At 71.9% G+C, this 19,988-nt stretch carries 19 protein-coding genes; 7 read left to right on the top strand and 12 right to left on the bottom strand.

The genetic code is table 11. The annotated features are described in order from the left end of the window. Complete coding sequence (locus FHU34_RS00610; protein WP_145778193.1) at nt 1-1,215, bottom strand: acyl-CoA dehydrogenase family protein; 1,215 nt, start codon at nt 1,213-1,215, stop codon at nt 1-3. 1 nt (nt 1,216) lies between these two features. Next, nucleotides 1,217-1,669 (bottom strand): SCP2 sterol-binding domain-containing protein, encoded by a 453-nt coding sequence (locus FHU34_RS00605; RefSeq protein ID WP_145778192.1) that lies wholly within the window; start codon nt 1,667-1,669, stop codon nt 1,217-1,219. A 68-nt stretch (nt 1,670-1,737) separates the two neighbouring features. Between FHU34_RS00605 and FHU34_RS00600 the strand changes: the two genes are divergently transcribed. Next, on the top strand, nt 1,738-2,376 hold the full coding sequence (locus FHU34_RS00600) for a TetR/AcrR family transcriptional regulator (protein ID WP_145778191.1): 639 nt from the start codon (nt 1,738-1,740) through the stop codon (nt 2,374-2,376). A gap of 2 nt (nt 2,377-2,378) precedes the next feature. Here FHU34_RS00600 and FHU34_RS00595 read toward each other — a convergent pair whose 3' ends face one another. Beyond that, nucleotides 2,379-3,026, bottom strand: a complete 648-nt coding sequence (locus FHU34_RS00595; protein ID WP_145785382.1) for a DedA family protein — start codon at nt 3,024-3,026, stop codon at nt 2,379-2,381. A 167-nt stretch (nt 3,027-3,193) separates the two neighbouring features. Here FHU34_RS00595 and FHU34_RS00590 point away from each other — a divergent pair, with 167 nt between their 5' ends. Both FHU34_RS00590 and FHU34_RS00585 read left to right on the top strand, forming a co-directional pair. Further along, the gene (locus FHU34_RS00590; protein WP_208744892.1) at nt 3,194-4,345 is read left to right on the top strand and encodes a sensor histidine kinase; all 1,152 of its coding nucleotides are present in this window, start codon (nt 3,194-3,196) and stop codon (nt 4,343-4,345) included. Continuing rightward, nucleotides 4,342-4,983 carry a response regulator gene (locus tag FHU34_RS00585; RefSeq protein WP_145778190.1) on the top strand — a complete coding sequence of 214 codons (642 nt, stop codon included), beginning with the start codon at nt 4,342-4,344 and terminating at the stop codon, nt 4,981-4,983. Before FHU34_RS00590 ends, FHU34_RS00585 begins: the two co-directional genes overlap by 4 nt. 29 nt (nt 4,984-5,012) lie before the next feature. Here the strand turns inward: FHU34_RS00585 and FHU34_RS00580 are convergent, their stop codons facing one another. The 7 genes from FHU34_RS00580 to FHU34_RS00550 all read right to left on the bottom strand — a co-directional run bounded on the left by FHU34_RS00580 (nt 5,013) and on the right by FHU34_RS00550 (nt 12,022). Then, on the bottom strand, nt 5,013-5,633 hold the full coding sequence (locus FHU34_RS00580) for a DedA family protein (RefSeq protein WP_145778189.1): 621 nt from the start codon (nt 5,631-5,633) through the stop codon (nt 5,013-5,015). Nucleotides 5,634-5,688: 55 nt separating this feature from the next. Next, nucleotides 5,689-6,951 carry an adenylosuccinate synthetase gene (locus FHU34_RS00575; RefSeq protein WP_145778188.1) on the bottom strand — a complete coding sequence of 421 codons (1,263 nt, stop codon included), beginning with the start codon at nt 6,949-6,951 and terminating at the stop codon, nt 5,689-5,691. After that, nucleotides 6,948-7,907, bottom strand: coding sequence for a hypothetical protein (locus FHU34_RS00570; protein WP_145778187.1), 960 nt, complete (start codon nt 7,905-7,907; stop codon nt 6,948-6,950). Before FHU34_RS00570 ends, FHU34_RS00575 begins: the two co-directional genes overlap by 4 nt. Before the next feature lie 9 nt (nt 7,908-7,916). Then, nucleotides 7,917-8,885 (bottom strand): BUD32 family EKC/KEOPS complex subunit, encoded by a 969-nt coding sequence (locus tag FHU34_RS00565; protein ID WP_145778186.1) that lies wholly within the window; start codon nt 8,883-8,885, stop codon nt 7,917-7,919. Further along, nucleotides 8,882-9,634 (bottom strand): NUDIX hydrolase, encoded by a 753-nt coding sequence (locus tag FHU34_RS00560; protein ID WP_145778185.1) that lies wholly within the window; start codon nt 9,632-9,634, stop codon nt 8,882-8,884. Before FHU34_RS00560 ends, FHU34_RS00565 begins: the two co-directional genes overlap by 4 nt. Nucleotides 9,635-9,713: 79 nt before the next feature. Further along, nucleotides 9,714-10,529: a MaoC/PaaZ C-terminal domain-containing protein gene (locus tag FHU34_RS00555; protein WP_244311877.1), complete on the bottom strand. Its 816-nt coding sequence runs from the start codon at nt 10,527-10,529 to the stop codon at nt 9,714-9,716. Between the two features lie 140 nt (nt 10,530-10,669). After that, nucleotides 10,670-12,022: a 3-oxoacyl-ACP reductase gene (locus FHU34_RS00550; RefSeq protein ID WP_145778183.1), complete on the bottom strand. Its 1,353-nt coding sequence runs from the start codon at nt 12,020-12,022 to the stop codon at nt 10,670-10,672. A 55-nt stretch (nt 12,023-12,077) separates the two neighbouring features. Between FHU34_RS00550 and FHU34_RS00545 the strand changes: the two genes are divergently transcribed. The 4 genes from FHU34_RS00545 to purB all read left to right on the top strand — a co-directional run bounded on the left by FHU34_RS00545 (nt 12,078) and on the right by purB (nt 18,407). Continuing rightward, nucleotides 12,078-13,370 (top strand): acetyl-CoA C-acetyltransferase, encoded by a 1,293-nt coding sequence (locus FHU34_RS00545; protein ID WP_145778182.1) that lies wholly within the window; start codon nt 12,078-12,080, stop codon nt 13,368-13,370. Between the two features lie 155 nt (nt 13,371-13,525). Further along, nucleotides 13,526-14,533, top strand: coding sequence for a glycosyltransferase family 2 protein (locus FHU34_RS00540; protein WP_145778181.1), 1,008 nt, complete (start codon nt 13,526-13,528; stop codon nt 14,531-14,533). Nucleotides 14,534-14,597: 64 nt separating this feature from the next. Beyond that, nucleotides 14,598-16,922 (top strand): hypothetical protein, encoded by a 2,325-nt coding sequence (locus FHU34_RS00535; RefSeq protein ID WP_145778180.1) that lies wholly within the window; start codon nt 14,598-14,600, stop codon nt 16,920-16,922. 60 nt (nt 16,923-16,982) lie between these two features. After that, nucleotides 16,983-18,407, top strand: coding sequence for an adenylosuccinate lyase (gene purB / locus FHU34_RS00530; RefSeq protein ID WP_145778179.1), 1,425 nt, complete (start codon nt 16,983-16,985; stop codon nt 18,405-18,407). A 105-nt stretch (nt 18,408-18,512) separates the two neighbouring features. Here the strand turns inward: purB and FHU34_RS00525 are convergent, their stop codons facing one another. Continuing rightward, complete coding sequence (locus FHU34_RS00525) at nt 18,513-19,076, bottom strand: YbjQ family protein (RefSeq protein ID WP_145778178.1); 564 nt, start codon at nt 19,074-19,076, stop codon at nt 18,513-18,515. 24 nt (nt 19,077-19,100) lie between these two features. Next, nucleotides 19,101-19,784 carry a S1 family peptidase gene (locus tag FHU34_RS00520; RefSeq protein WP_145778177.1) on the bottom strand — a complete coding sequence of 228 codons (684 nt, stop codon included), beginning with the start codon at nt 19,782-19,784 and terminating at the stop codon, nt 19,101-19,103. Nucleotides 19,785-19,988: the final 204 nt, after the last annotated feature.

Genomic DNA, 19,988 nt, shown 5'->3' with positions numbered 1-19,988 from the left:
TCAGCGGATCTGCATCCCGGAGATCGCCCGGGAGATGACCAGTCGTTGGATCTCGGAGGTGCCCTCGAAGATGGTGTAGATCTTGGCGTCCCGGTACCAGCGTTCGACCGGGTGGTCGCGCAGGAAGCCGGCCCCGCCGAGCAACTGCACCGCCTTCTCGGTGACCGACACCGCCACCTCGCCGGCCTTGAGCTTGGACATCGAGCCCTCGCCAGCGGTGAACGGGCGGTTGTTGCGCCCCATCCACGAGGCCCGCCAGACCAGCAGCCGCGCCGCGTCGATCTCCATCCGCATGTCGGCCAGGGCGAACGCCACAGCCTGGTGCTCGATGATGGGCCGCCCGAACTGGACGCGGTCCTTCGCGTAGTCCAGGGAGTACTCGTAGGCGGCTCGCGCCACGCCGAGTGCCTGCGCGCCCACAGTGGGTCGGGACAGTTCGAAGGTCCGCATGGCGGCCTGTCCGGTGGCCCGTTGCCCGGAGCGGGCGCGGGCCAACCGCTCGTCGAGGGCGTCCTTGCCGCCGAGCAGGCAGCGGCCGGGCACGCGTACCCCGTCGAGGAAGACGTCGGCGGTGTGCGACGCGCGGAGGCCGAGTTTGCGCAGCTTGCGGGTGGCGGCCAGGCCGGGGGTGCCGGGCGGTACGACGAACGCCGCCTGGCCCCGGGAGCCGAGCGTGGGGTCGACCGAGGCGGTGACCACGTGCACGCCGGCGATTCCGCCGTTGGTGGCGTACGCCTTCTGGCCGGTCAGCACCCACTCGTCGGTGGCCTCGTCGTAGACGGCGCGGGTGCGCATCGCGCCGACGTCGGAGCCGGCTTCCGGCTCCGTGGTGCAGAACGCCGCGACGGCCGGTGAGTCGGCGTCGCCGAAGCACTGCGGCACCCACTCGACCATCTGGTCCGGGGTGCCGGCGCCGTAGATGGCGGCGACGGCGAGTGAGGTGCCGAAGATGGAGAGGCCGATGCCGGCGTCACCCCAGAAGAGTTCCTCGCTGGCGATCGGCAGGGAGAGCCCGGTCGGGTCGGCCCAGCAGGTGGCGAGGAACTCGAAGCCGTAGAGGCCGACCTTGGCGGCTTCCTGGATCACCGGCCACGGGGTGTCCTCGCGTTCGTCCCACTCGGCCGCGGCCGGGCGCACGACCTCGGCGGCGAAGCCGTGCACCCAGTCGCGTAGATCCCGCTGTTCCTCGTTCAGGTCGAGCGAGAACTCAGCCATGTCAGGCCTTGGGGATGTCGAACAGGTTGGCGATGTTGGCGGCGAGGCCGAGGTCGCCCTTCGCCTTCAGCTTGCCGGTCATGAACATCATCACCGGGTTCGCGCCACCGGAGACGATCTTCAGGAATTCGACCGGGCCCATGGTCAGGCTCAGCTTCGGGTCGTGCTGCGGGGTCTCGTTCACCACGCACTTGCCGTCGGCGATAGCCACCTCGTAGGTGTCGCTGCCGCCGTCCGGGCGACCGGTGATGACCCAGTGGATGACCGCGTTGGTGGAGCCGGCCCGGTCCGCGCGGAACAACGACGGCATCCGGTTGAACACCTCACCGAGGATCTTGCCGCGCATGTCACCGGACATCACCTGGGCGATCTTGTCGTCCGGGGTGGACTTGACCAGCTGGGCGAACTCCTTGGGGCCGACATTGGCGAAGGTGGCCGGGTCGAAGTCAGTCATCAGGTGCGCCTTCCGGAAGATTTGGCTACTCGCGCGTAACCCTACGCACGAGTAGGTATGCTCGCAAGGTGTCCACCGTTCCCGCCTTCAAGCGCCTCCCACGCGCCGTCCGCGAGCAGCAGATGCTCGACGCGGCCGTGAAGGTCTTCTCCCGGCGTGGCTTCCACGCCGCCAGCATGGACGAGATCGCGGAGGACGCCGGCATCTCCAAGCCCATGGTGTACGCGTACCTCGGCACCAAGGAAGAACTCTTCGTCGCCTGCCTGCACCGGGAGGGCACCCGGATGATGCAGGCCATCGCCGGCGCCGCGGCCCCCGACCTGCCGGCCGACGAGCGGCTCTGGCGCGGGCTGCGGGCATTCTTCGGCTTCGTCGGCGCACACCGCGACGGCTGGGCGGTGCTCTACCGGCAGGCCCGGGGCGAGCAGCCGTTCGCCGGTGAGCTGGCCACCATGCGCACCCGGTTGGTCGAGGTGGTCGCCGGGATGCTCGACCACGCGCTCCGCGCCGAGGGTCGCGAGATTGCGCCAACCGACCTGGAGGTCGTCGCGTACGCCCTGGTCGGCGCGACCGAGTCGCTGGCCGACTGGCTCGCGGACCACCCGGAAGCCGACCCGGAGAAGACGGCCACCCGGATGATGAACGTGGCCTGGCTCGGTGCGGCCCAACTCCTGCACGGCGTCACCTGGTGTCCGCCCGCCGACTGACATCACCCCACAGGCGTCCGGTCCACCGGATCAGCCGTCGCCGTCGGCTGGGCTGACCGACGGCGGTTGCCGAGCCAGCGGGCCACCTCGACGACCACCGTCACCGTCAGGGCGAGGCCGAGACCGAGCAGCAGACCGCGGAGAGGGTCCTGCTCGAACGCCAGCCCGCCGACGTAGCCGACCAGCGCCGAGTAGAGCCCCCACGAGCCGGCGGCGAGCGCGTCGAAGGCCAGGAACCGACGCCGGGGAAAGTGCACCGCACCCATGGTGAGGGTGACAGCGGTCCGACCGCCCGGCACGTAGCGGGCCACGGTGAGGATCAGGCCACCGCGCGTCGCGATCCCTCGGCGGGCCCAGTCGATGGCCCTCCGGCGTCGGCCGTCGGGCGGCAGCCGATCGAGCAGTCGTGCGCCACCGCTCCGACCGATGGCGTACGAGATGTGGTCGCCGACGAGTGCCCCGGCGGCGGCCACCACGATGACCGCGGGCAGGTACGGCGCGCCCGAGGCGGCGAACACCCCGGCCGTGATCACCGCCGTCTCGCTCGGCACCACCGGAAAGAAGCCGTCGAGCACCGCGATGGCGAAGATCGCCAGGTACACCCAGGGCGAGGACATCGTGTCGTGCAGCAGGTCCAGCAGATCCATGATGCTGATGCTGGTGCGTGCGGCGGTGCCTGCCATCGGCCAGTGGTCAGGTGGGCGGCACTACTTAGGTAGTGACCGGCCCGGATGTCAGATAGGGGTCTTCCCCCACCACACCCCGGTCTGACGGCGCGGGGCGGCCGGGTTCGCTCGTGGAGCCCTACGCTCGCTGCGTGGCCTCCAGCAGCACCGCTCCTCGGCGGGTCGTCCAGCGCTACGGGGTGCTGCTGCTCGCTGTCGTGGTCGCCGCCGCCGTCTGGGCCAGCGCGACCGGTGACATCGGTGTCCGCTCGCCGCTGCCGGGCGCGGTGGTGCTGGTGCTCGCGGTGTTCTCGGGTTGGGCCACCAGCACGATCCGGACCCGCCGCTGGCCCGTGTTCCTGGCTGCGGCGCTGGGCTGGTTGGTGCTCGCCGCCGCGGCGGCCGGGGTGGTCGCCTCGTACCAGGCGGGTCTGCGGCTGCGGAGCCGGCGGCTCGCCACCTACCTCGCCGGGGCCGCTGTGGTGCTCGCCGGTGGGGTAGTGGTCGGGGTGCAGGTGGGCGGCGTACGCCGGATCACCACCGCCACCACTGGCAATGTGCTGCTGCTCGCCGCCTGTCTGGTCGGCCTTCCGTTGGTCCTCGGCCTCTGGGTGCGGGCCCGCCGGGACACGCTCGTCGCCCTGCGGGACCGGGCCGAACGGTTGGAACGCGAGCGGGAAGCCCACGCCGACCGGGTCCGCGCCGAGGAGCGGACCAGGATCGCCCGGGAGATGCACGACGTGGTGGCGCACCGGGTCTCGTTGATGGTGGTGCACGCCGGTGCCCTGGAGGTGACCGCTGCGGACCCGGCAACCGTCGAGGCCGCCGCGCTGATCCGGACGACCGGCCGGCAGGCGCTCACCGACCTGCGCGAGGTGCTGGGTGTGCTGCGACAGGCCGAGGCGGCAGTGGTGCCGGAGCGAGGGCTCGACGCGCTGGACGAGCTGATCGGGGAGTCCCGTACCGCAGGTCTCCGGGTTTCCCGGCAGGACGAGGGCGAGCCGGCCGCACTACCGGCGACGTTGGGGCGCACCGCGTACCGGGTGGTCCGCGAGGCGTTGACGAACGTGCGCAAGCACGCGGCGGACGCCGAGACGGTCGTTCGCCTCCGATACCTGCCCGACGGGCTGGAGGTGCTGGTCCGCAACGGCCCGTCCGAGAGCGGGTCGGCGCTGCCCGGTGCGGGGCAGGGGTTGCTCGGGCTGCGCGAGCGGGTGGAGCTGCTCGGCGGTCGGCTGGAGGCGACGCCAGTGGACGGCGGTTTCCTGGTCCGGGCCCTGATCCCGCTGGAGGGCGCGGCGTGATCCGGGTGCTGGTGGTCGACGACGAGCAACTCGTACGCGCCGGGCTGCGGCTGATCCTTGAGGCGTCCGAGGACGTCACAGTGGTCGGCGAGGCGGCGGACGGTGCCGGCGCGCTGGAGCAGACCCACCGGTTACGCCCCGACGTGGTACTGCTCGACGTGCGGATGCCGGGCGTCGACGGGCTGACCGTCGCGCCGGAAGTGGTCGCCACCGGCGCGAAGGTGATCATGTTGACCACCTTCGACCTCGACGAGTACGTGCACCGGGCGCTGCGGGCCGGCGCTGTCGGGTTCCTGCTCAAGGACACCCCGCCCCGCGAGTTGGCCGCCGCCGTTCGGACGGTGGCGGCCGGGCACGCGATGCTCGCCCCGACCGTGACCCGGCGGCTGATCAGTTCGTTCGCCGATCGTGGCCCGGGCCGGCGGGACGCGGCTCGCCAGCGGCTCGCACCGCTCACCACGCGGGAGTTGGAGATCGTTCGAGAGGTGGCGCGCGGGCACGGCAACGCGGAGATCGCCCGGCGGTTGACGATGAGCGAGGCCACCGTGAAGGCGCACGTCAGCCGGGCGCTGGCGAAACTGCACGCGGGCAACCGGGTGCAGTTGGCGATCCTGGTGCACGACGCCGACCTGCTGTGACGCGCCCGGGTGACGGCAGCGGGAGGCGATCAGCGGCGGGAGGCCGCGTGGCGGTGGGCCCGGCGGCGCAGCCAGCGGATCCCCTCCAGGCCGAACGTGATGACCAGCGAGATCCCCACTCCGACCAGTACGCCCTTCACGGGATCGCGCTCGAAGGCCAGCCCGCCGAAGTAACCGAGCAGCCCGCAGTACAGCGCCCAGGTGACCGCCGCGATGCTGTCGTACAGCAGGAATGCCCGGCGGGGATAGCGCACCGCGCCCATGGTGAGGGTGACCGCCGTTCGACCACCCGGCACGTACCGGCTGGTCGTGAGGATGATGCCGCCGCGCCGGTCCACGGCCCGGCGGGCCCAGTCGGAGCTGGCCCGCCGTCGGCTGCCATCCGGTAGACGGGCCAGCCGGTGCGCGCCGCCGCCCCGACCGATCGCGTAGGAGATGTGGTCGCCGACCAGCGCGCCGACGGCAGCGCTGACGATCACCAGGGTCAGGCTGGGGTGCCCTCCGCTGGCGGACAGCACCCCAGCGGTGATCACCGCCGCCTCACCCGGCACCGCCGGGAAGAACGCGTCGATCGCGGTGAGCCCGAAGATCACCAGGTACACCCACGGCGATGTGACCGTCCCACGGAGGAGGTCGAGCAGGGCGTCCATGCCCCCATGCTCGCGGGGTACGAGCCGCCCGGTGGCCGAGTCGGCAGAAGACGCCTCAGCCGGCGCCGATCAGCGCCGGTGGGGTGAGCAGCGGACCGTGCGCGGTCTTGTCGTCGGCGGTGGGGCCGTGCGAGGTCAGCACCACGGGTGTGCCCAGCTCCGCGCTGACCGCCTCCGTCCAGTCCGTCGGCGGGTCGTCGTAGAGCGGGCGGGAGCGCAGCAGGCGGGCGGTGAGCGCGGCCTGCCGGTCCAGGTCACCGGGCGGGCCCGGGGTGAGCCGGTCGGTGGTGTCGTAGCGGCGGCAGATCCGCAGGTCGGGGCCGGTCAGGTCGAGGTGGGTCAGGGCCAGGCCGTCGACGCCGCCGGCCGCCGCGAGGGCGTACCGGTGGGCGACAGCGTCGAAGTGGCCGAACCGGAACCGGCCCTGCCACGGGTTGGTCGGGTTGTGCGGATCGGCCAGTGGCAGGTTCGGGTCCTCGGTCACCAGCGGGCCCGCCCCGTGCCGGGTGGTGACCACCCGCAGCACCCCGACCCGGGTCACGTCGCCGGGCAGGCCCGCCTCGGCGAGCAGGCTGTCGGCGTTGGCGAACGTGGTGGTGCTCCACGTCGTGTACGGGTGGAAGCCGTGCCACTCGTCCAGCAGCACCCCCTGCGCGCCCTCGAAGACGCAGGTCCCGGAGCGCAGCGCACCGGCGAGCCAGCTCCGGTCGACGATCGTGACCCGCCCGGCGAACCCGGTGTACGCGGGCAGGCAGTCCTCGACCGGCGGCGCGTCCAGTGGGCCGAGTTCGGCGGTCAATCGGTCCCGCAGGACGGTCAGCCGGCGGCGCAGCAGCGCTGGGCTGTGGCAGTCGGCGACCCGGGGCGCGTCGTCCGGGTGGGCGAGACCGTACGCGACGGCCTCGCCCACCCCCAGCCCGCAGGAGCCGTGCCGGTCGGCTCCGCGGGCGATCTCCCGGGCCCGGTTGGCGGCCCGGTGGTACGGGGTGGCGAGCAGCGCCTCCCCGTCGACTGTCAGTCGGTCGAGCGCGTCGGTCACCCCGACAGTGGCGAGATGGTCGGCCTCGGCGGCCAGGGCCAGCGGGTCCACCACCACGTGCCGCGACAGGTGCGTACCGACCCCGCTGTGGAACGTGCCGGCGCCGAACTGCGCGAACGTGTGGTGCCGCCCGTCGCGCAGCACGACGTTGTGTGCCGCCTGCGCGCCCCCGTTGAAGCGGACCACCGTGTGCACGGGGCGGGTGGCGCAGAGCCAGTCCACGACCGTGCCCTTGCCGGCGTCGCCGAAGCCGAGGTCGACCACCGCCACGTGCTTCACAGCCGGGTCACCCCGCCGGAGGTGTCGCGGAAGGCCGGCAGCGTCGACACCTCGGCCCGCCGTCCCCGGCCGAGCCGGGCCAGCGCCTTCGACACGGTGCCGGTTGCGCCGGAGCCGCTGCGGTCCAGGTCGCGCAGGCCCTCGTCCAGGTCGATGGCCTGTTCACCGAGGCCGATGGTGAGCGCGATGGTCTCGCACACCGCGTCCAGGTCGTCGAGCACGACGGCGTTCTGCCCGAGCAGGTCCCGCCAGAAGTCCAGCACCGTGGCGTTGCCGGCGTAGTGGCTGCCGGCGGGGAGCAGGTAGTAGGTGTCCCAGCGGCGGGTCACCTCGTCCACGATCTGCCGCAGCGGCACGTCCTCGCCCAGGTCGTCGCCCATCAGGCGGGCCACCTCCCGGGCCTTCACCTGGGGGTACGCCAGTTCGTCGCCGATGATGAACAGGTAACCGCGCCGGCCGCGCTTGTCCCAGCTGTCGGTGCTGGTGTGCCGGGCCATGAAGTACATGGCCAGCTCGTACGACTCGGACATCTGACCGCCGCCACCGCCTTCGAGGACGATCCGGCCGAGGTCGTCGTCCATCCGGTTGTCCGACTCGAACTGCCCGACCTGCAACGGCACCCGGTCGCAGGTGGCGTCGCCGATCGCGCCGAACATGATCTGCGGGTCGCTGGCGTAGCCCTGCCGTTGCAGCAGCCCGAGCAGCTGCGGCAGCTTGGTCTGCAGGACGCGCGGCACGTTGCGCATCGAGCCGGTCACGTCGAAGAGCACCGCGACGGGCGTCGAGCGGGGGTGCTCGTCGGAGTCGCGGCTCTCGCGGGTCGCGTCGCGGGGGTCGAGCGCGGGGTGCACGGTGCGCGCCCCGCTGTCGCTGTAGGAGAAGGCGCTCTTGCCGGTGGACCGGCGGTAGCGGTCGGCGGCGTCGTACACGTCGGTGGACCAGATTCCACTGCCCATGACAGCTCCTTAGGGGGTGAGGGTGAAGGGTCGGAAGGTGCGGGGCCCGTAGAGCCGGTCCAGCACCTGGTCGAGTTCGCGGAGCAGGCGCCAGGCGTCGTCGGGCCGGGCGTCCAGGGACCGTTGTCGGCAACCCTGGGCGAAGGTGTGCAGCTCACGGGGTGCGCGCGGCCCCATCAGCCAGCTCATGCAGTGGCTGGCCATGGCGATGTCGGTGCCCGGGCCGCAGGGCTGCTTCCTGACGACCTCCTCCGGGTCCCAGCCGTGGCCGGGCACGACCGCCGGGATGGTGCCGCCGACGGGGGCCGAGAAGCACCAGTCGATGAGCACGACTCCGTGGGCGTCCGGCTCGATCAGCACGTGTCGCGGCAGTACCGCGCCGTGCACCACGCCGGCCCGGTGGGCCAGGCCGAGCGCCACCAGCAGCCGCCGCCACATCCAGGCGACGTCCCGGGCGTCCAACCCGTCGGGGTACGCGCGCCGTACCTCGTCGAGGTCGTGCAGGCCCGGTGCGGTGGCCAGCACGTTGATCCGACGTTCCGCGCCGGTCGCGGCGTCGCGGTGCCGGAACTCGTCCACCAGCCGGGGCACGTACGGCAGGTAGCGGGGGTCGCCGCGCTCGGCGATGGTGCGCAGGGCGTGTGCCTCGCGGGTCATCAGGTCGTTGTCGGTGGGCCGCCGGGGCAGTTTGAGCAGTCGGTCGTCGCCCACGTCGTAGAGGTCGGCCAGGTCGCCGGAGTGGGCCAGCGCGCCGAGCCGGTAGTCGCCGAGGACTGTCACCTGCCGGGCCCGCCACCTGGTGGTGACGTGGATGAACGCCTCGGTGGCTTCGGCGCGTACCGCCGGGTCGGCCGGCAGGTGGTCGGGGTGCAGGGCCGCGACCAGCTCGCGGTAACGCCGGGCCGGCTGGTCCGCGCCGAACAGGTCGGCGTCGGTGCGGGCCGCCGCGACCAGGCCGATGGCCTCCGCCGTCCTCATCGCACCGTCTCCTCACGGGCCGGGCGCAGCAGCGCCGGGTGCAGCAGGCGGGCGTCGCCGGCCCGGTAGAGCCGGGCGCGGGGGCCGCCTCGACTGCCGCCGCGCTCGGTGTTGGCACCGGTGCTCTCCACGAAGCCGGGCACGGACAGCACCTTGCGGTGGAAGTTGCCGGCGTGCAGCGGGTGACCCCAGACCGTTTCGTAGACGGCGCGCAGCTCGCTGATGGTGAACTCGGCGGGGAGGAAGCGGGTGGCGAGCGGGGTGTACTCCAGCTTGGACCGGGCCCGCTCCAGCGCGTCGTCGATGATCCGGCCGTGGTCGAAGGCGAGCTGCCGGCTGCTCAGCGCGGTCACCGGGAGCCAGATCGCCTCGTCGGCGTCGGTGCCGGGGGCCGGGTCCGGCAGGTCGGGGGCGAACGCGAGGTGGGCGATCGAGACGATGCGCATCCGCGGGTCGCGGTCGGGAGCGCCGTAGCTGCCCAACTGCTCCAGGTGTACGCGGCGCAGCCCGTCGCCGCCGAGCCCGGTCTCCTCGGCCAGCTCGCGTCGGGCGCCGGCGGTCAGGTCCTCGTCGGGGTGGACGAAGCCGCCGGGCAGCGCCCAGTGGCCCTCGAAGGGTGCCTGACCGCGCCGGATCAGCAGCAGGTGCAGCGCGTCGTCGCGGATGGTGAATGCGACCACGTCGACGGTCACCGCGACCGCCGGATAGGCCCGGGGGTCGTACGCGTCCAGGAACTCCTGCTCGTTCACGGCGTCTCTCTCACTGTGAGAACATCTCTATGTGAGAACAACTTAGCGCATGCGAGCGCGTCTTGCCAAGGGGTGCTCGTCAGCGCACGAGACCCGCCAGGTGCGGTCGGCCGCGCGAGTCGTGCAGGGCGAACCCGCCGTCGGGCAGCAGAGCGAAGCTCACAGTGCTCGGCAGCGGGACCGGCAGCTTGAAGGCGACCTCGACGGCGTAGGAGTCCGGCAGCCGGTTCTCCAACGCGGCCAGGCAGCGCGCCTTGCTCCACATACCGTGCGCTATCGGTCGGTGGAAGCCGAGCAGCCGCGCACCGAGCCGGGAGGTGTGGATCGGGTTGTGGTCTCCGGACACCCGCGCGTACTCCGTGCCCACGCGAGGTTCCACCCGCCAGCGGGCCGTGCCGGTCGGCGCGTCGGGCCGTCCACCCCGGTCGCCTCCGCCGGGCTTGCGTTCCCGGCCCAGGTACGTCGAGACACCCTCCCAGACCTTCTCGCCGTCGACCGAGCCGACCAGCACCACGTCCACCTGCCGTCCCCGGTCGTGCGGGCGCAGGTTCTCGGCGTACGCGATGAAGTCGACAGTCTCGTCGGCGGTGATCGGGCGGTGCACGGCGATCCGGTTGCCGACGTGCACCAGGCCGGTGAGGGGGATCGGGAACGCCGGCAGGGTCATCAGCCGCAGCGCCAGCGGGAAGCCCATGACGTGCGGAAAGGTCCCCGGCAGTCGATCGCTGAGCCGGAACCCACAGACCCGGTCGTAGTCGGCCAGGCGTGCCCGGTCGACTGTCACCCCGCCGACGGCCAGCTCGACCGTCGGCAGGCCGCTCCCGCGCCGCCCGCCGCCGAGTCCCGGTAGCGCGCCGAGCAACGCCCGGCGGTTCAGCGCCCCGACCGCCGGCATCCGGGGCAGGCCGATCCGGGTGCGGCTGCCCGACGCCGGTTCGAGAGCCGCGGCCAGGGTCTCCGCGGTCAGCGTCTCGGTCGGGCCGTCGATCAGCTCGTGCAGGGAGAGGTCGTCGTCCGGCTCTTTCTTGCCCCGCATCACGCCCCCAGCAGGCTCTGGCCGCAGACCCGGACCACGTTTCCGCTGACCGCACCGCTGGCCGGCCAGGCCAACCAGCCGATCGTCTCGGCCACGTCCACCGGCAGGCCGCCCTGGGCCAGGCTGTTCATCCGCCGGCCCGCCTCACGGACCACCAGCGGGATGCGCGCGGTCAGCCGGGTCTCGATGAAGCCGGGGGCCACCGCGTTGACGCTGATGCCCCGCTCCCGCAGGGTCGGCGCGAGCGAGTCGACCAGCCCGATCACTCCGGCCTTGCTGGTGGCGTAGTTGGTCTGACCCCGGTTTCCGGCGATCCCGGCGATCGAGGAGACCGACACGATCCGCCCGCCGGTCGGAATCAGCCCGCGCTCCAGCAGCACGTCGTTGATCCGTTCCTGGCTGGAGAGGTTGACGTCGAGGACCTGGTCCCACCGGTCGGCGTCCATCCGGCCGAGCGTCTTGTCCCGGGTGATGCCGGCGTTGTGCACCACCACGTCGACCCGGCCGTGCCGGCTGGCCAGGTGGTCGGCGAGCCGGGTCGGCGCGTCCGGTGCGGTCAGGTCGAGCTGCACGGCGGTGCCACCGATGTCGTTCGCCACCGCCGCCAGCGCGTCCCCGGCGGCGGGGATGTCCAGGGCGACCACCCGTGCGCCGTCGCGGGCGAGCACCGTGGCCAGCGCCGCGCCGATCCCCCGGGCGGCGCCGGTGACCAGCACCACCTGCCCGTCCAATGGGCGCTCCCAGTCGGCCGGGACGGTCGCCTCGCCGGCACCGACCCGGATCACCTGACCCGAGACGTACGCGGACCGCCCGGAGAGAAGGAAGCGGAGCGTCGACTCGAGGCTGGTGAGGACGCCGTCCCCGGCCCGGGTCACGTAGACGAGTTGGGCGGTGGTGCCCCGACCGAACTCCTTGCCGATGCTGCGGACCAGCCCTTCCAGGGCGCGCTGGGCGGTCGCCTCGCGGGGCGTCGGGCACTCCTGCGGCGGGGTGCCCAGCACGATCACCCGGCCACTGGGCAGCACGGCCCGGGCGTGCGGGTGGAAGAAGTCGTAGAGCTGGCGGAGCTGTGTGGAGTCGGTGATGCCGCTGGCGTCGTACACCAGGGCTCCGAAGCGGTCCTGGGGTCCGGCGCCGGCGGCATCGCGCAGCTCGACCCCGGCGGCCGTCAGGATCGTGCCGACCGGCTCGGCGAGCCGACCGCCGGTGGCCGCGCCGAGCACTGCCGGACCAGGCAGCAGCGGGTCGCCGAGGTGGTGCCGGCGCAGTCGAGGCGGATCGGGAAGCCCGAAGCGCTTGACCACCGTGCGACCGGCGGCCGATTGGACGAAGCTCGCGTACCTGTCGGTCATGGGCGTAGCCTACTGGCGAGTAGGGTTCGAGCAACACTTTGCGAGGAGGCGGATCGTGCAGAGCATCCGGAGGGTCGCGGTCATCGGGGGCAACCGCATCCCCTTCGCCCGTTCCAACTCCCGCTACGCGGACGCGTCCAACGCCGACCTGCTCGGCGCCGCGCTGGACGGGCTGATCGCCCGCTACGGGCTGGCCGGGCAGCGGGTCGGCGAGGTCGTGGCCGGGGCGGTGCTCAAGCACTCCCGCGACTTCAACCTCACCCGCGAGGTGGTCCTCGGCTCCCGGCTCGACCCGCACACCCCCGCGTACGACCTCCAGCAGGCCTGCGGCACCGGCCTGGAAGCGGCGATCCTCGTCGCCAACAAGATCGCTCTCGGTCAACTCGACGTGGGTATCGCCGGGGGTGTCGACACCACCTCCGACGCGCCGCTCGCGGTCAACGAGGAGATGCGACGCACGCTGCTCAAGCTCAACAGCGCCCGCACCCTGGGCGAGCGGTTGAAGGTCGCCGCCCGGCTGCGCCCGCTCCAGCCGTTCAAGCCCGACCTCCCGCGCAACGCCGAACCACGTACCGGCCTGTCCATGGGTGACCACGCCGCCCGCACCGCGCTGCACTGGCAGATCGACAGGCGGTCCCAGGACGAGTTGGCGCTGCGCTCGCACCAGCGGCTCGCCGCCGCGTACGACAGGGGCTTCTTCGACGACCTCATGACGCCGTACCTGGGGCTGACCCGCGACCAGAACCTGCGCCCGGACACCAGCGTGGAGAAGCTCGGCTCGCTCAAGCCGGTCTTCGGCACCCGTGGCCCGGACGCCGAGCAGGCCACCATGACCGCTGGCAACTCGTCACCGCTCACCGACGGCGCATCCGCCGTGCTGCTGGCCAGCGAGGAGTGGGCCGCAGCGCACAACCTGCCCGTGCTGGCCTGGTTCAGCTGGTCGGAGACGGCGGCGGTGGACTTCGTGCACGGCGACGAAGGGCTGCTGATGGCCCCCGCTTACGCGGTGCCCCGGATGCTGGCCCGGGCCGGGCTGACGTTGCAGGATTTCGACTACTACGAGATCCACGAGGCGTTCGCCTCGCAGGTGCTGGCCACACTGGCCGCCTGGGAGTCGCCGGAGTTCTGCAAGGACCGGCTCGGCCTGGACGCACCGCTCGGCGCGATCGACACCGACCGGCTCAACGTGAACGGCTCCTCGCTGGCCGCCGGGCACCCCTTCGCCGCCACCGGCGGGCGGATCGTGGCGACCCTGGCCAAGCTGCTGGCCGAGAAGGGCAGCGGACGCGGGCTGATCTCCATCTGCGCGGCCGGTGGTCAGGGCGTGACAGCGATCCTGGAGCGGTGAGCGGAACGTCGCTTACCGAGTCACCTGGCACCAGACGTTAACGGCCTGTTCAGTAGTCGGTCCGCTGGCGGAGAGTTCACCGCGCAACGGTGATCGCTGCCGCGTCCTCGACGCGGCGCTGATCACTCCTGCGTGCGGAACGGGGCCGTATCACCATGGAGTCTGTCGTTCCACGGACGATCACCCTCTCGGTGGTCATCCCGATGTTCAACGAGACCGCGGTCATCCCGGCCCTCGTCGCCCGGCTGCGACCGGTGCTCGACGCGCTCGGCGTCGACTACGAGGTGGTCGCCGTCGACGACGGTAGCCGGGACGACACCGTGTCGGTGCTCTTCGATCACGGCCGGGACTGGCCCCAGCTCCGGGTGCTCCGACTGCGGCGCAACAGCGGTCACCAGGCGGCGTTGACCGCTGGCCTGCACCGGGCCGTTGGAAACTGGGTGGTCAGCCTGGACGCCGATCTTCAGGATCCGCCGGAGACCATCGCCGAGATGCTTCGGGTGGCCCGCGAGGACGGGGTGGACGTCGTCTACGGCGTGCGCGCCGACCGCAGCACCGACACGGTCTTCAAGCGCAACACCGCCCGGGGTTACTACTGGGTGATGCGTCGGCTCGTCGGTGCCGACCTGCCCGCGCAGGCTGGTGACTTCCGGTTGCTCAGCCGGGACGTGATCGAGGTTCTGCGCGAACTGCCCGAGCGTGCCCCGGTCTACCGGCTGCTGGTGCCGTCGCTCGGCTTCCCCAGCGCCGAGGTGCGCTACGACCGCGAGGTCCGTGCCGCCGGGGAGACGAAGTATCCGCTGCGCCGGATGGTCGCGCTGGCCTGGGAGAGCACGGCGAACTTCTCGGCCGCGCCTCTGCGCCTGGCCACCTGGATGGGGATGTCGAGCTTCCTGCTCTGCCTGGCCCTGATCGTGTTCGGCATGGTCGTCCACGTCTCCGGTGCCACCATCCCCGGCTGGACCTCGATGTTCGTCGCGGTGCTGCTGCTCAGTGGGGTGCAGTTGGTCTGTCTCGGCCTGCTGGGCGAGTACGTCGGCCGGATCTACGCCACAGTGCAGAACCGGCCCGCCTTCCACATCGGGTTCGACTCCCAGGACGGGGTTCCGGAGGCGGGTGCACGTGGTCGTGTCGGTGACGACGTTGTCCGACTCCGTGGCTGACGCCCTGCTGGCCGAGCGGGTCGACACGCAGGCCCCAGCCTCGGCCTCGCGCCGGAATGCTCTCGTGCCGATTCTCAGCACGCTCCCGTGGGTGCTCGTGATCGGCGCACTGCTCGTGGTGTGGTCACGCGGCAGCGTGCCGGTGCCGGACCTCGCCCGGTTCTCCGCGTACTGGGTCCTCGCGCTGGCGCTCCCCGGAACCCTGGTACACCGCGCGCTGCGCGGAAGCCGGGGCAACCTTCCGGAGGATGTCGGCTTCGGCGCGGCCACCGGCCTGCTGTTGGAGATCGTCGCCTGGGCGTTGGCAGCGGCGACCGGTCAACAGACCCTGCTGCGGTGGTGGCCGCTACCCGTACTCGTCGCGTTCGCCGCCGTGCCCGGGCTGCGCCGACACTGGCGGGTCGGCGAGCGCCGTCCGCTGCCGGTCGGCTGGCACTGGAGCATGGGTGCGGCCCTGCTGGTGGTGCTGGCCTGGGGGTACGTCCAGTGGCGGATGGTTCCGCTGCCTCCGGTATCCGGCGGCTACTACCAGGACGTGCTCTACCACCTGGGTCTGGTGCAGGAGTTGACGCGGGCGATGCCATTCGAGTTGCCGCACGTCGCGGGGGAGGCGTTGCGGTACCACTACCTCTCCGACGCCCACATCGCCAGCGGCAGCATGATCACTGGCATCGCGCCGACGACGGTGCTGCTGCGGCTGTGGCTGGTACCGGTGGTCGGCGTGGCGGTGGTGCTCGCGGCCGGGCTGGCCCGCGACTTGAGTGGAGGGGTCTGGGCTGGCCCGGTGGCCGCCCTCACCGCTTTCACCGGTGCGGCGGTCACGCTCGGCTCGCCCGTGGGTGTGTCCGGCGAGATGCCGCTCTCCTACGCCAGCCCCTCCCAGACGTACGTGCTGGTGCCGTTGTTGCTGCTGGCCGGGCTCGTTGTCGACGCGGCCCGGGGGCGTTCCCTCGGCCCGGCCTGGCCGCTGGTCCCGGCGCTCGGGCTGGTCTGTGCGGGGGCGAAGTCCAGCGCGTTGCCACCGCTGATCGCCGGCCTGGGTCTCACCGCCGTGGTGTTCTGGTGGCGCAAGCGGCAGATCCCACGACCCGCCCTGGTGGCGTTGGCCTGCCTGGTGGCGGCGATGGCGCTCGGTTTCCGGCTGTTCGCCGGTGGCGGGGCCTCCACCCTGCGCGTGCAGGCGTTGGCGTTGCTGCACTTCGTCGCCCCGTACGCCGAGACGCTCGGGCCGGGTGACGGGATCTGGCCGAGCGCACCGCTGCCACCGGGCATCAACGACGGTGGTGTCCTCGGATGGCTGCTGGCGTTCGCGGTGGTCGGCTGGTGGGTGCTGGGTCAGTCGCCACGGTGGGTGGGCATGGGCCTGCTCCGCGAGCGTGGGCACCGGGCCGATCCGGCTGTCTGGCTGCTCGCCGGCACGGTCCTTGCCGGGGCCGCCACCACCTGGGTGTTCCAGCACCCGTCGATCAGTCAGATCTACTTCTGGATGGGCGTCATCCCGATCGGCGTCGTGCTGACCACCTGGTCTCTCGCTGCGGCTCGGGCGCCCTGGCCGGTGCTGGTGGTGCCCGCCGTGGCCGGCGCGTTGGCGGGGCTCGCCACCGCCGGCACGGTGGTGGGTTTCGCCGTGCCCAGGATCAGCCGGCCCGGCACCCCCACCACCTCGACGATCGAGGGGTGGTTGCGGGTCCTGGGTCTCTCGGCCGCACGGTACGTGCTGTTCGTGGCGGTTGCCGCCGCGCTCGCCATCGCAGTGGCGGCCCTGTGGCGGCGTCGCGTTTCGGCACCGGCAGCTTCGGGAGCAGGTCGTCGGCGAACGGTGACGATCGCCCTGGCCGGGGTCACCGCGGCGCTGCTCGGTGCCAGCGCCGCCGTCGTGCTGGGCGGGACGGTTCGCTCGGTGCTGACCGAGCCGGGGCCGCCGGCCACCGGACCGCAGCCGTACGCGCTGACCGTCGACGAGATGCGCGCGGCGCTGTGGCTGGACGAACACGCCGGCGACGACGACGTGGTCGCCACCAACGTCCACTGCCGGCCGGTGCGGACCACCCCGCACTGCGACGCCCGGGCTTTCTGGGTGACCGGGCTGGGCGGGCACCGCACAGTGGTCGAGAGTTGGGGCTACACCGACGCGGTGGTGGCCGCCCACGGCGTCGACAACCTGGGGTACGCCCGGCAGAACTTTCCCGATCAGGAGTTGCTCGCGCTCAACGACGGTGTGTTCACCGCGCCGACCGTCGCCGACCTGGACCGCCTCCGTACGCGGCACGGAGTCCGATGGTTGTTCGCCGACGCCAGGGCGGGAGCGGTGTCGCCGGAGCTGGCCCGGCTGGCTCAGGTTCGGCTGGTCGCCGGCGCGGTGACCGTCTACGAGCTCACCCGCTCCTGACCGCCTCGGGGTTCCGGCCCGGTCCAGGCACCGACCAGCGGGTGCGGGACAATGAGGTACGTGACGACGATCCCGAACGTGCTCGCCAACCGGTACGCCTCGCCCGAACTGGTCGCCCTCTGGTCTCCGGAGGAGAAGGTCCGGATGGAGCGGCGGCTCTGGCTCGCCGTGCTCCGCGCCCAGCGTGACCTGGGTGTCGCGGTGCCGGACGGCGTGGTCGAGGCGTACGAGCGGGTGCTCGACCAGGTGGACCTCGCCTCGATCGCGGAGCGGGAGCGGGTCACCCGGCACGACGTGAAGGCCCGGATTGAGGAGTTCAGCGCGCTCGCCGGGCACGAGCACGTGCACAAGGGCATGACCTCCCGGGATCTGACCGAGAATGTCGAGCAGCTCCAGGTGCGTGCCTCGCTGGAGCTGATCCGGGACCGCGTGGTGGCCACCCTGGCCCGCCTCGCCTTCCTGGCGTACGAGCACTCCGAGCTGGTCATGACCGGCCGTTCGCACAACGTGGCGGCGCAGGCCACCACGCTGGGCAAGCGCTTCGCGTCGGCGGCCGAGGAGCTGCTGATCGCGTACGAGCGGCTGGAGGAGTTGATCGCGCGGTACCCGTTGCGGGGGATCAAGGGCCCGGTCGGCACGGCCGCCGACCAGCTGGACCTCTTCGACGGGGACGCCGACAAGGTGGCCGAGCTGGAGCGGCGGGTGGCCGAACACCTGGGCTTCTCCCGGGTGCTGGACAGCGTCGGGCAGGTGTACCCGCGCTCGCTCGACTTCGACGTGCTGGCCGCGCTGGCGCAGACCGCCGCGGCGCCGTCGTCGTTGGCCACCACGATCCGGTTGATGGTCGGCCAGGAGTTGGCGACCGAGGGCTTCAAGCCGGGCCAGGTGGGCTCCAGCGCGATGCCGCACAAGATGAACACGCGCTCGTCGGAGCGGGTGAACGGCTTCGCGGTGATCATCCGGGGCTACCTGTCGATGGTCGGCGAGCTGGCCGGCGACCAGTGGAACGAGGGGGACGTCTCCTGCTCGGTGGTCCGTCGGGTGGCCCTGCCGGACGCGTTCTTCGCCGCCGACGGGCTGTTCCAGACGTTCCTCACCGTGCTCGACGAGTTCGGCGCGTACCCGGCGGTGATCAACCGGGAGTTGGAGCGGTTCCTGCCGTTCCTGGCCACCACCAAGATCCTGGTGGCGGCGGTCCGGCGCGGCGTGGGCCGGGAGGTCGCCCACGAGGTGATCAAGGAGCACGCGGTCGCCGTGGCCCTGGCGATGCGCGAGAAGGGCTCCCCGGAGAACGACCTGTTCGACAGGTTGGCGGCCGACGGGCGGCTCGGCCTGTCCCGCGCCGACATCGACACCCTGGTCGCCGACCGCAGCGCCTTCGTGGGTGCCGCCCAGGCCCAGGTGGCAGCGGTAACCAAGCGGATCACCAAGGTGGTGGAAACCCACCCCGAAGCCGCCACCTACAGCCCGCCCCCCATCCTCTGACCCCCCACCCCCACCCCGCCCACCCCTCCGCGGTGATCAAGAGGTTTGCGTCAAGTTCGATCTCCCTGGTGACCGAAACCTCTTGATCAACAGGGGGTGGAGGACCTATTCGCCGGTCGGGGTTTCTGCTGCTGTTCTCAGGTTGGGGGCGCTGGCCGGTTCGGCGATGCCGCCGAGGGACTCGGCGAAGGCCGGGTCGGTGGCGGTCTCCGCGGCGACGGCCGGCTGGTCGGCCGGCATGACCTCGGGCATGACGGGTACGGCGATCACCGCCGTTCCGTACGCGCAGATCTCCATCCACATCTCACCGCAGTCCCGGCTGTCGAACCGCATGCCGATCACGGCGTTCGCGCCGAGGCGCAGGGCTTCCTCGCCGAGCCGGGACACCGAGTCGGTGCGCCACCGGGTCAGGTTGTCCGGGGCCATCGGGTCGTACGCGCCACCGCGCAGGTTCTTGACCCCCTCGCGGTACGGGTTGCGCGTCCTGGCCATCGATGACACCACCTCACCGAGAATCTGGCGGATCTCGTAGCCGGGCAGTTGCTCCGTCGTCACGACCAGCACGTTTCCGATGCTGTCAGGAGGGGCCCGACCCGATCGGGCGCATTGTTCACCTGATCGGATGCTGCAAAACGGCGCGGCGCGGACGGCCGGCACGGGGCCGACCATCCGCGACGCTCCGGGTGGTAACCGTCAGACACCGGCCACCGAGGTGATCCAGGCCCGGTTGTACGCAACACTGCCGTAGTTCTGGATGCTGTAGCCGTCGGCCGTGGAGGCGACGCCGACCTGCTGGCCGTTGTAGAACTGCGGGCCGCCGGAGTCGCCCCGCCAGGCGTTGCCGCTGATCTCGGTGCTGCGGATCGCCTGCCCGCCGTACGCGTCGGTGACGCTGTTGCTGGTCACCCGTACGGTGGCGGTCTTCAGCTGGGTCGACGCCGAGCAGCCGCTGTAGCAGGTCATGCCCCACCCGTAGATCGAGTTCGTCGAGTTGATCGGCGGGTTGCTGTTGGCCAGGGTCACCGTCGAGGTGGTGACGGCGCTGGAGAGTCGCATGAGCGCCAGGTCGCTGCGGGTGTAGGTGGCGCTGATCGTGCGGGTGACCCCGCCGGAGGTGCGGTTCACGCTGCCGATCCGAACGGACATGGTGCCGTTGATGCAGTGCCGGGCGGTGAGCACCCACTGCGAGGCGATGACGCTGCCGGAGCAGGTGAACGAGCCGTTGCTGAGCACCGCGGCGGCCCAGGGCGCCGACGAGACGGTGGTGCCACCGATGATGGGTTGCGGGCCGGGCGGGGCGGCGGACGCGCCGGAGGTGGCACCGAGGGCGCCGACCAACGCGATGCTGACGGCGGCGAGCAGGGGGCGGATGCGCATCGGGTGGACTCCTTGGACGGGGCGGACCCGGGGTCGCCGGGTGCGGATGGGCGACGGCGGGAGGTCCCCACCGACACCTCAATCGACTTACGTCGATGTACAGTAGGGCCCGGGCCGAGCGTTATCAAGGATTTGATCGAGGTTACTCAATGTAACGATTCAGCCTCCCGCTACGCCGTATCTGCCCTGCTGAGGCCACTTGCC

This window comes from Micromonospora taraxaci (assembly GCF_007830095.1).
In the GTDB taxonomy this organism is placed as follows: domain Bacteria; phylum Actinomycetota; class Actinomycetes; order Mycobacteriales; family Micromonosporaceae; genus Micromonospora; species Micromonospora taraxaci.
The sequence above is the reverse complement of the archived record's forward strand: the minus strand, read 5'-3'. Positions and strand labels throughout refer to the sequence as shown.

What these genes read in the sequence shown, in the direction of transcription:
- FHU34_RS00580 (WP_145778189.1), bottom strand. Translation starts at nt 5,633, where the DNA reads ATGGACGCCCTGCTCGACCTCCTCCGTGGGACGGTCACATCGCCGTGG.
- FHU34_RS00540 (WP_145778181.1), top strand. Translation starts at nt 13,526, where the DNA reads ATGGAGTCTGTCGTTCCACGGACGATCACCCTCTCGGTGGTCATCCCG.
- FHU34_RS00610 (WP_145778193.1), bottom strand. Translation starts at nt 1,215, where the DNA reads ATGGCTGAGTTCTCGCTCGACCTGAACGAGGAACAGCGGGATCTACGC.
- FHU34_RS00565 (WP_145778186.1), bottom strand. Translation starts at nt 8,885, where the DNA reads ATGAGGACGGCGGAGGCCATCGGCCTGGTCGCGGCGGCCCGCACCGAC.
- FHU34_RS00525 (WP_145778178.1), bottom strand. Translation starts at nt 19,076, where the DNA reads ATGGTCGGCCCCGTGCCGGCCGTCCGCGCCGCGCCGTTTTGCAGCATC.
- FHU34_RS00520 (WP_145778177.1), bottom strand. Translation starts at nt 19,784, where the DNA reads ATGCGCATCCGCCCCCTGCTCGCCGCCGTCAGCATCGCGTTGGTCGGC.
- FHU34_RS00555 (WP_244311877.1), bottom strand. Translation starts at nt 10,529, where the DNA reads ATGCCGGCGGTCGGGGCGCTGAACCGCCGGGCGTTGCTCGGCGCGCTA.
- FHU34_RS00605 (WP_145778192.1), bottom strand. Translation starts at nt 1,669, where the DNA reads ATGACTGACTTCGACCCGGCCACCTTCGCCAATGTCGGCCCCAAGGAG.
- FHU34_RS00570 (WP_145778187.1), bottom strand. Translation starts at nt 7,907, where the DNA reads ATGGGCAGTGGAATCTGGTCCACCGACGTGTACGACGCCGCCGACCGC.
- FHU34_RS00550 (WP_145778183.1), bottom strand. Translation starts at nt 12,022, where the DNA reads ATGACCGACAGGTACGCGAGCTTCGTCCAATCGGCCGCCGGTCGCACG.